General features: G+C 71.7%; 9 protein-coding genes and 1 pseudogene. All 10 read right to left on the bottom strand.

Annotation, left to right across the window (positions count from 1 at the left end):
* Positions 1–306, bottom strand: a pseudogene (locus tag IF02_RS0110005) (sulfate ABC transporter substrate-binding protein); the annotation flags it as partial.
* Between the two features lie 212 nt (positions 307–518).
* The gene (locus IF02_RS0110000; RefSeq protein WP_030155442.1) at positions 519–1859 is read right to left on the bottom strand and encodes a sulfate adenylyltransferase subunit 1; all 1341 of its coding nucleotides are present in this window, start codon (positions 1857–1859) and stop codon (positions 519–521) included.
* A gap of 2 nt (positions 1860–1861) precedes the next feature.
* Positions 1862–2815, bottom strand: a complete 954-nt coding sequence (cysD, locus tag IF02_RS0109995) for a sulfate adenylyltransferase subunit CysD (protein ID WP_030155441.1) — start codon at positions 2813–2815, stop codon at positions 1862–1864.
* A complete protein-coding gene (cysC, locus tag IF02_RS0109990) occupies positions 2812–3399 on the bottom strand; it encodes an adenylyl-sulfate kinase (protein WP_267880915.1) in 588 nt (195 codons plus the stop codon). The genes cysD and cysC overlap by 4 nt, the downstream gene beginning before the upstream one ends.
* Positions 3399–4097: a phosphoadenylyl-sulfate reductase gene (locus tag IF02_RS0109985; RefSeq protein ID WP_030155437.1), complete on the bottom strand. Its 699-nt coding sequence runs from the start codon at positions 4095–4097 to the stop codon at positions 3399–3401. The genes cysC and IF02_RS0109985 overlap by 1 nt, the downstream gene beginning before the upstream one ends.
* Positions 4094–4273, bottom strand: coding sequence for a hypothetical protein (locus tag IF02_RS0109980; protein WP_030155436.1), 180 nt, complete (start codon positions 4271–4273; stop codon positions 4094–4096). Before IF02_RS0109980 ends, IF02_RS0109985 begins: the two co-directional genes overlap by 4 nt.
* Positions 4270–5979 carry a nitrite/sulfite reductase gene (locus IF02_RS0109975; RefSeq protein ID WP_030155434.1) on the bottom strand — a complete coding sequence of 570 codons (1710 nt, stop codon included), beginning with the start codon at positions 5977–5979 and terminating at the stop codon, positions 4270–4272. The genes IF02_RS0109980 and IF02_RS0109975 overlap by 4 nt, the downstream gene beginning before the upstream one ends.
* Positions 5980–6208: 229 nt before the next feature.
* The gene (locus tag IF02_RS36200; protein WP_351782709.1) at positions 6209–6292 is read right to left on the bottom strand and encodes a putative leader peptide; all 84 of its coding nucleotides are present in this window, start codon (positions 6290–6292) and stop codon (positions 6209–6211) included.
* A gap of 162 nt (positions 6293–6454) precedes the next feature.
* Positions 6455–7018: a GNAT family N-acetyltransferase gene (locus IF02_RS0109970; protein ID WP_030155433.1), complete on the bottom strand. Its 564-nt coding sequence runs from the start codon at positions 7016–7018 to the stop codon at positions 6455–6457.
* Between the two features lie 5 nt (positions 7019–7023).
* Positions 7024–8289, bottom strand: coding sequence for a GAF domain-containing protein (locus tag IF02_RS0109965; RefSeq protein ID WP_051696086.1), 1266 nt, complete (start codon positions 8287–8289; stop codon positions 7024–7026).
* Positions 8290–8446: the final 157 nt, after the last annotated feature.

The following is an 8446-nucleotide window of genomic DNA, read 5'->3' as shown; positions in this document are numbered from 1 at the left end:
GATCTCGGACGGGCCGGCGTTGAAGGACTGCGGCTTGATCGCGGTCGCGCCCAGTTCCTTCTGGATCAGGCCTTCCTGGAGACCGACCAGCGCGGTGGCATGCGTCAGGTTCGGGAAGTACCCGATACGCACCTCGGAAGCCGACAACTTCTTGTCGCCGGCGGGAGAAGCGGGCGTCTTCGCGTCCGCCTTCTCGGCCTGGGAGCCGTAGCCGCACGAGGCGAGCGCGCCGATCAGGAGCGGCAGGGCGGCAGCGGCGGCGATACCGCGGCGCACGGTCTTACTGGTGGTGCTGGTGGCAGGCACGGGAGGGCTTCCTCTCGTAGCGTCATCTCATGACGCACGTCTTCGTCTGTGCAGCAAGGACAGGTACGGCTGGTGGGGGGTGAGGGCGCGCATGCGGTGCGCGTACGTCATCGCGCACATCGCGCCACTCCTCCCTGGCCGCTGCCGAGGCGGCCGCTGCCCACGCGGCCGCCTTCCTTGGCGAACGTGGAGTAGATGTCCGAGGGCATGGGCTAGAAGTCCCAGCCTTCGTCATCCGCCTGGACGGTGGTCCGGGCCTGGGAGGCGAAGGACTCGCCGGCCATGCCCGCCGCCAGGGTCGTGCCGTCGGCCGGGTCGATGAGCAGGAAGGACCCGGTACGGCGCGAGTCGGCGTACGCGTCGAGCGCGAGCGGCTCGGCGGTCCGTACGACGACGCGGCCGATGTCGTTGGCCACCAGCTGCCCGGGGTTCGGGTGCTGGGAGAGGTCGTCCAGGGTCAGCCGCGAGGGGATCTCCTTGACGATGGCCTTGACCGTGCGCGTGGTGTGTTTGAGCAGCACCCGGGCGCCGACGGAGAGGGGCTGGTCCGCGACGTGGCAGACGGTCGCGATGACGTCCTGCGTGGTGGCGGGCGGGTTCGCGGACGGCGCGATCAGGTCGCCGCGCGAGATGTCGATGTCGTCCGCGAGACGGACCGTCACCGACTGCGGGGCCCACGCGATGTCAACGGACCCACCCAGGGCGTCGATCCCCGAGATGACCGACGTACGGCCCGACGGCAGGACGGTGACGGCCTCGCCGACGCGCAGCACGCCGGAGGCGATCTGGCCCGCGTAGCCGCGGTAGTCGGGGTGCTCGGCCGTCTGCGGGCGGATCACGTACTGCACCGGGAAACGCGCCGGGCAGGCCGTGAGGTCGTGGCTGACCGGGACGGTCTCCAGGTGCTCCAGCACGGTCGGGCCGCCGTACCAGTCCATGTGGGCGGACGGCTCGACCACGTTGTCCCCGGCGAGTGCCGAGATCGGGATCGCGGTGATCTCCGGGACGCCCAGGTCGGATGCGTACGCGGTGAACTCGGTGGCGATCTTCGCGAAGACCTGCTCCTCGTAGCCCACCAGGTCCATCTTGTTCACGGCCAGCACCACGTGCGGCACGCGCAGCAGGGCCGCGACGGCGGCGTGCCGGCGGGTCTGCTCGATCACGCCGTTGCGGGCGTCGACCAGGACCACGGCCAGGTCGGCGGTGGAGGCGCCGGTGACCATGTTCCGCGTGTACTGCACGTGCCCGGGGGTGTCGGCGAGGATGAACCGGCGCCGGGCGGTGGCGAAGTAGCGGTACGCGACGTCGATGGTGATGCCCTGCTCCCGCTCGGCCCGCAGGCCGTCGGTCAGCAGCGCCAGGTCCGGGGCGTCCTGGCCGCGCTGGGCGGAGACGGCCTCGACGGCCTCCAGCTGGTCCGTCAGGACCGACTTGGAGTCGTGCAGCAGCCGTCCGACCAGCGTGGACTTGCCGTCGTCGACGGAACCGGCGGTCGCGAAGCGCAGCAGCGTCGTCGTCGAGACGTCGGCGAACTGCTCGGTGGTGGAGGTCATGGCTAGAAGTACCCTTCGCGCTTGCGGTCTTCCATCGCGGCCTCGGACATCTTGTCGTCGGCGCGGGTCGCGCCCCGCTCGGTGAGCCGGGAGGCGGCGATCTCGGTGATCACGGCGTCCAGCGTGGTGGCGTCGGAGTCGACGGCACCGGTGCAGGACATGTCACCGACGGTGCGGTAGCGGATGAGGCGCGTCTCGGGCGTCTCGCCCTCCTTCGGGCCGCCCCACTCGCCGGCCGTCAGCCACATCCCGTTGCGCTTGAAGACCTCGCGCTCGTGTGCGAAGTAGATCTCCGGCAGTTCGATGGACTCGCGGGCGATGTACTGCCACACGTCCAGCTCGGTCCAGTTCGACAGCGGGAACACGCGGACGTGCTCGCCGGGTGCGTGGCGGCCGTTGTAGAGCTGCCACAGCTCGGGGCGCTGGCGGCGCGGGTCCCACTGGGAGAACTCGTCGCGCAGGGAGAACACGCGCTCCTTGGCGCGGGCCTTCTCCTCGTCGCGGCGCCCGCCGCCGAACACGGCGTCGAACTTGAGCTGCTGGATCGCCTCCGTGAGCGGGACGGTCTGCAGCGGGTTGCGGACCCCGTCCGGGCGCTCGCGCAGCTTGCCGGCGTCGATGTACTCCTGGACGGAGGCCACGTGCAGGCGCAGGTTGTGCTTGGCCACCGCGCGGTCGCGGTAGTCGAGGACCTCGGGGAAGTTGTGCCCGGTGTCCACGTGCAGCAGCGTGAACGGCACCGGCGCGGGCGCGAAGGCCTTGAGCGCCAGGTGCAGCATGACGATGGAGTCCTTGCCGCCGGAGAAGAGGATCACCGGCTTCTCGAACTCGCCCGCCACCTCGCGGAAGATGTGCACGGCCTCCGACTCGAGGGCGTCGAGGTGCGACAGCGCGTAGGGCGCGGAGCCCAGGGAATCGTCCGCTGCCTCGTGGACGTGTGCAACGGTGGCCGTCATGCCAGACCCCTCTCGGTGAGCAGCGCGTGCAGGGCCGAAGCCGACTCCTGCACGGTCTGCATGTGCGACTCGATGCGCAGGTCCGGGGAGTCCGGAGCCTCGTACGGGTCGTCGACGCCGGTCAGACCGGAGATCTCGCCCGCCGCCTGCTTGGCGTACAGGCCCTTCACGTCACGCTCGGAGCAGACCTCGACCGGGGTGGCCACGTGGACCTCCAGGTACGAGGTGCCCTCGGCGGAGTGCCGCTTGCGGACGGCCTCGCGGCTGTCCGCGAACGGCGCGATCACCGGTACGAGCGCCTTGACGCCGTTGCTCGCGAGGAGTTCGGCGACGAATCCGATCCGCTGCACGTTGGTGTGGCGGTCCTCCCGGGTGAAGCCCAGGCCGGCGGAGAGGAATTCGCGGATCTCGTCGCCGTCGAGGACCTCCACGCGGTGGCCCTCGGCGCGCAGCCGCTCGGCCAGCGCGTACGCGATGGTGGTCTTGCCCGCGCTCGGCAGCCCGGTCAGCCACACGGTGGCGCCCTGGTCGCTCACGCTCATCTGCTCGCTCTCCGCGTTCATGAGGGAAATGGGGTCGGTCATCAGCCGTGCAGTCCGCACTCGGTCTTGGCCCGGCCGGCCCAGCGGCCGGCGCGCGCGTCCTCGCCCTCCGCCACGCGGCGGGTGCAGGGGGCGCAGCCGACGGAGGCGTAGCCGTCCATCAGCAGCGGGTTGGTCAGGACCCCGTGCTCGGCGACGTACGCGTCGACGTCGTCCTGGGTCCAGCGGGCGATCGGGGAGACCTTGACCTTCCGCCGCTTCTCGTCCCAGCCGACCACCGGGGTGTTCGCCCGGGTGGGGGACTCGTCGCGGCGCAGGCCCGTCGCCCACGCGTCGTACGCGGTCAGGCCCTCTTCCAGCGGCTTGACCTTGCGCAGCGCGCAGCACAGGTCGGGGTCGCGGTCGTGCAGCTTCGGGCCGTACTCGGCGTCCTGCTCGGCGACCGTGCGGCGCGGGGTGAGGGTGATGAGGTTGACGTCCATCACGGCCTCGACCGCGTCGCGGGTGCCGATGGTCTCCTCGAAGTGGTAGCCGGTGTCGAGGAAGACGACGTCCACGCCGGGGAAGACGCGGGAGGCCAGGTGGGCGACGACCGCGTCCTCCATGGAGGAGGTGACGCAGAACTTCTTGCCGAAGGTGTCGGCCGCCCAGCGCAGGATCTCCAGCGCGGACGCGTCCTCGAGGTCGCGCCCGGCCTGCTCGGCGACGGCTTTGAGACTCACGTCTTGAGTCGTGGTCATATCTCGTCCCCTCCCGCGGTGTCGGACCGGACGCCCCGGGCCAGCAGCCCGAGGTACTTCAGCTGGAAGGCCCGGTTGCAGGCCCTGCACTCCCAGGCGCCGTGACCCGTCTCGTTCGGAAACAGGTCCTCGTCGCCGCAGTACGGGCAGTAGAACGGGGCCGCGCGCTCGCTCACGAGAGGTCCTCGTCCTTCGCACGGGTCACCCAGGCGGCGAAGCGCTCGCCGTCCTCGCGCTGCTGCTCGAAGCGCGTGACGACCCGCTCGACGTAGTCGGGCAGACCGGCCGAGGTGACCTTGAGGCCGCGGACCTTGCGGCCGAAGCCGGCCTCCAGGCCGAGCGCGCCGCCGAGGTGGACCTGGTACCCCTCGACCTGGTTGCCGTCGTCGTCCAGGACCAGCTGGCCCTTGAGACCGATGTCCGCCACCTGGATACGGGCGCAGGCGTTCGGGCAGCCGTTGATGTTGATGGTCAGCGGCTCCGCGAACTCCGGCAGGCGGCGCTCCAGTTCGTCGATCAGCGAGGCGCCGCGCGCCTTCGTCTCGACGATGGCCAGCTTGCAGAACTCGATGCCGGTGCAGGCCATCGTGCCGCGGCGGAACGGGGACGGCTTGACCCGCAGGTCCAGCGCCTCCAGCGCGGCGACGACGGAGTCGACCTTGTCCGCCTCGATGTCGAGGACGATCATCTTCTGCTCGGCGGTGGTGCGCAGGCGGCCGGAGCCGTGCTGCGCGGCGACGTCCGCGATCTTGGTGAGGGTGGCGCCGTCCACGCGGCCGACGCGGGGCGCGAAGCCGACGTAGAAGCGGCCGTCCTGCTGCTGGTGGACGCCGACGTGGTCGCGCCACTGGCCGCTGGGCTGCTCGGGCGCGGGGCCGTCGGTCAGCTTGCGCCCCAGGTACTCGTCCTCCAGGACCTGGCGGAACTTGGCCGGGCCCCAGTCGGCGACGAGGAACTTCAGCCGGGCGCGGGTGCGCAGGCGGCGGTAGCCGTAGTCGCGGAAGATCGAGATGACGCCCTCGTAGACGTCCGGGACCTCGTCGAGCGAGACCCAGGTGCCCAGGCGCACGCCCAGCTTGGGGTTGGTGGAGAGGCCGCCTCCGACCCAGACGTCGAAGCCGGGGCCGTGCTCGGGGTGGTTCACGCCCACGAAGGCGATGTCGTTGATCTCGTGCGCCACGTCGAGCAGCGGCGAGCCGGAGATCGCGGACTTGAACTTGCGGGGCAGGTTGGAGAAGTCCGGGTTGCCCACGATGCGGCGGTAGATCTCGTCGATGGCGGGGGTGCCGTCGATGATCTCGTCCTGGGCGATGCCGGCGACGGGCGAGCCGAGGATGACGCGGGGCGTGTCACCGCAGGCCTCGGTGGTGGAGAGGCCGACGGCCTCCAGACGGCGCCAGATCTCGGGGACGTCCTCGATCCGGATCCAGTGGTACTGCACGTTCTGCCGGTCGGTGAGGTCGGCGGTGCCGCGCGCGAACTCCTGCGAGATCTCGCCGATGACGCGGAGCTGCTCGGTGGTCAGCCGGCCGCCGTCGATGCGGACGCGCAGCATGAAGTACTTGTCGTCCAGCTCCTCCGGCTCCAGGATCGCGGTCTTGCCGCCGTCGATCCCGGGCTTGCGCTGGGTGTACAGACCCCACCAGCGCATGCGGCCGCGCAGGTCGTTGGGGTCGATCGAGTCGAAGCCCGTCTTGGAGTAGATCGTCTCAATGCGTGTCCGCACGTTGAGACCGTCGTCGTCCTTCTTGAACTGCTCGTTGCCGTTGAGGGGGGTGTGGTGTCCAACGGCCCACTGGCCCTCACCGCGGTGACGGCCGGTCTTGCGGCGCGCGGCGGCTGCGGGAGCTGCGGCTGCGGTCGTTTCGGGGGTGGCGGCCATGGCGGTACGTCCTTCTTCGGCGGCTCGATGCAAGGGCAGGGGGAGGGGCGGCGAGTGCCCCTGTCATCAGCCCTGCCGCTGAGCAGGTGTGGCCGATCGCCGCCCGATTTTCCGGTTGTGCCGGTGGTCAGGGCGGTGTTCTGCCTTCAGGGGACTGCGGGCTGCGGCGCCCCCGCGACGACGGTGTGCGGGGCGCTGTGCCGGGGCTGCGCGGCGGCGGCTGGTTCCGTCAGCGCGCCGAACAGATGGCACTGGACATGCGGCCGAGGTCGACGTGCCGCCGACTCACCAAGGCAATTCCAGCTCCATTCATGGCGGAAGCGTGTCATGTGCCGATTGGAGGAGTCCACTACTGTCCATTATTCGGACGATGTAGTCCCGCATCCCGAGACGAAGTGACGCCGGTCACGCCACGAGGGGCGCGAGATCCGGCCGGAAGCAGCCCCTCCACGCCGCCCGCGCCGCAGCCGCGGTCCTACGCGCCCGGCCAGGGGCCGGGGGCCGGGGTGTTCTCCTTCTGCTCCGTCTCCGTCCGGAAGAGCTTGAAGCCGCGGCGGAGGTAGTTGTCCATCGCCGTCGGGCCGTCCTGGCTGCACGTGTGGAGCCAGACCCGCGTCGTCGCCTCGCGCCCCGGCCAGCGGTCCGCCAGGGACCAGGCCGCCTCGACGCCCAGCGTCAGCAGGTGGCCCCCGATGCGGCGGCCCCGGAAGTCCGGGAGCAGCCCGAAGTACATGATCTCCACCACGCCGTCGTCCTGCGGGTCGAGCTCCACGTACCCCGCCGGGGTCCCGCGCTCGTACGCCACCCACGTCTCCACGCCGGGACGGCCCAGCTGCTCCACCCACTGCGCCCGGGTCAGCGACAGCCGGTCCGTCCAGTGGATGTCACCGCCCACCGAGGCGTAGAGGAAGCGGCTGAACTCCGGCGAGGGGACCTCCGCGCGCCGGACACTGATCTCAGGCCCCGGGACGGCCGCCCGGACCAGATCCTGCGGCGAGGCCATTTCCAGGGACCACGTGGTGAGTGTGATGGTGCTCATGCAGGTCAGGGAATCACGCCCACCCCGGCACGGCCCAGCCGGGCCCTGATCACCGCCGGCGCCGTCGAGTGCGGCAGCAGCGCCGCCGGGTCCTCGGGGCGGATCAGCTCCACCTCCACGTCGTCCGCGAAGCGGTACGGGCGGTGGGTCAGCACCCCGCCCAGGTGCCGCCGTACCCGGGACAGCTCCGCCCGCACCGTCACGGTCCGCGTCGGGTCCCCGAACAGCTCCGCGGCCAGCTCCGCCGCCGTCCGCCCCCGCGGGCTCTCCGCCAGCAGGAACAGCAGCTCCGCGTGGCGCGGGCTCAGCTCCTGGCACCAGCTCCCGGCGGCCCCGTACACCGTCGCCGACCACACGCGCGGACGGCTCAGGTCCAGGACCACCCGGCTCGCCGCCGCGGCCGTGCCCGGCGCCTGCGCGACGCGCAGCAGCCAGCCGCCCGGCAGCGGCTCCACCACGCAGTCCCCGAGCTGCGCCACCCACACCCGGCCCGGCCCGAACCCCTTCGGCAGCGCGATCCGGTCCGCCGGGGCCAGCCCCGTCACCGCCGCCGTCCAGCCGTGCGGGTCCACCGCCAGGGCCTGCCCCGGCAGCCGGGCCAGCAGCGGCGACGCGACCGCCCGCAGCCGCTCCAGCGACTCCAGGTGCCGGATCCGCAGCTCCCGCTCCGCGAGGCGGGCCACCGAGCTCACCCACGCGAGCGTGGCGGGGTGCATCGTGGCCAGCGGCCCGCTGACGTCCACCACGCCCAGCAGCCGCCCGTCCCGCGGGTCCCGCACCGGCGCCCCCGCACAGGTCCAGTCGTGGTGGCTGGAGACGAAGTGCTCCGCCGAGAACACCTGGACGGGCTGGCGGGCCACCAGAGCCGTACCCACGCCGTTCGTGCCGACCACCGCCTCGTCCCAGTCGGCGCCCACCGCGAACCCGAGCCGGTCCGCCTTGCGCAGGATCGAGGAGGCCCCCTCCCGCCACAGCAGCCGCCCCTCCGCGTCGGCGACGACCATGATGTGCAGCGCCGTGTCCAGCGCCGGCAGCAGCCCCTCGCGCAGCACCGGCAGGATCTCCCGCAGCGGCGAGACCTGCCGCCGCTCCTCCGTCTCGGCCGCCGACAGCATCCGCGAGCGCGCGTCCCGGTCCGGGTGCACCCCGCCGGCCAGCATCCGGCGCCAGGACTCGGCGATCTCCGGGCGGGGCTCCGCCGGCGGCCGGTCCCCGGCCAGCGCCGCCGCCCGTACCCCCTTGAGCAGACGCGCGGCCTCCCGCGCGTCCATGGCCGAGATGCGTGCCACATCGACCGTGCTGCCTGCGGTGTTGGCCACCGGAACCTCCCCGTGCGGAGCGAAACGCAGAGAACGCCGAGAACTCAGAGGACGCCGAGAACGCAGGGAGCGCCGAGAACCCAGAGGACTCAGAGGGTTGCAACGGTAT

This window comes from Streptomyces sp. NRRL S-244 (genome assembly GCF_000717915.1).
Classification (GTDB): domain Bacteria; phylum Actinomycetota; class Actinomycetes; order Streptomycetales; family Streptomycetaceae; genus Streptomyces.
This window is presented reverse-complemented; position numbering and strand designations above follow the sequence as displayed.

Bases quoted from the DNA above. Each gene is read 5' to 3' on its own strand.
- IF02_RS0109970 (WP_030155433.1), bottom strand. From the start codon at position 7,018: ATGAGCACCATCACACTCACCACGTGGTCCCTGGAAATGGCCTCGCCG.
- cysC (WP_267880915.1), bottom strand. From the start codon at position 3,399: ATGACCGACCCCATTTCCCTCATGAACGCGGAGAGCGAGCAGATGAGC.
- IF02_RS0110000 (WP_030155442.1), bottom strand. From the start codon at position 1,859: ATGACCTCCACCACCGAGCAGTTCGCCGACGTCTCGACGACGACGCTG.
- IF02_RS0109985 (WP_030155437.1), bottom strand. From the start codon at position 4,097: ATGACCACGACTCAAGACGTGAGTCTCAAAGCCGTCGCCGAGCAGGCC.
- IF02_RS36200 (WP_351782709.1), bottom strand. From the start codon at position 6,292: ATGAATGGAGCTGGAATTGCCTTGGTGAGTCGGCGGCACGTCGACCTC.
- IF02_RS0109965 (WP_051696086.1), bottom strand. From the start codon at position 8,289: ATGGACGCGCGGGAGGCCGCGCGTCTGCTCAAGGGGGTACGGGCGGCG.
- IF02_RS0109975 (WP_030155434.1), bottom strand. From the start codon at position 5,979: ATGGCCGCCACCCCCGAAACGACCGCAGCCGCAGCTCCCGCAGCCGCC.
- cysD (WP_030155441.1), bottom strand. From the start codon at position 2,815: ATGACGGCCACCGTTGCACACGTCCACGAGGCAGCGGACGATTCCCTG.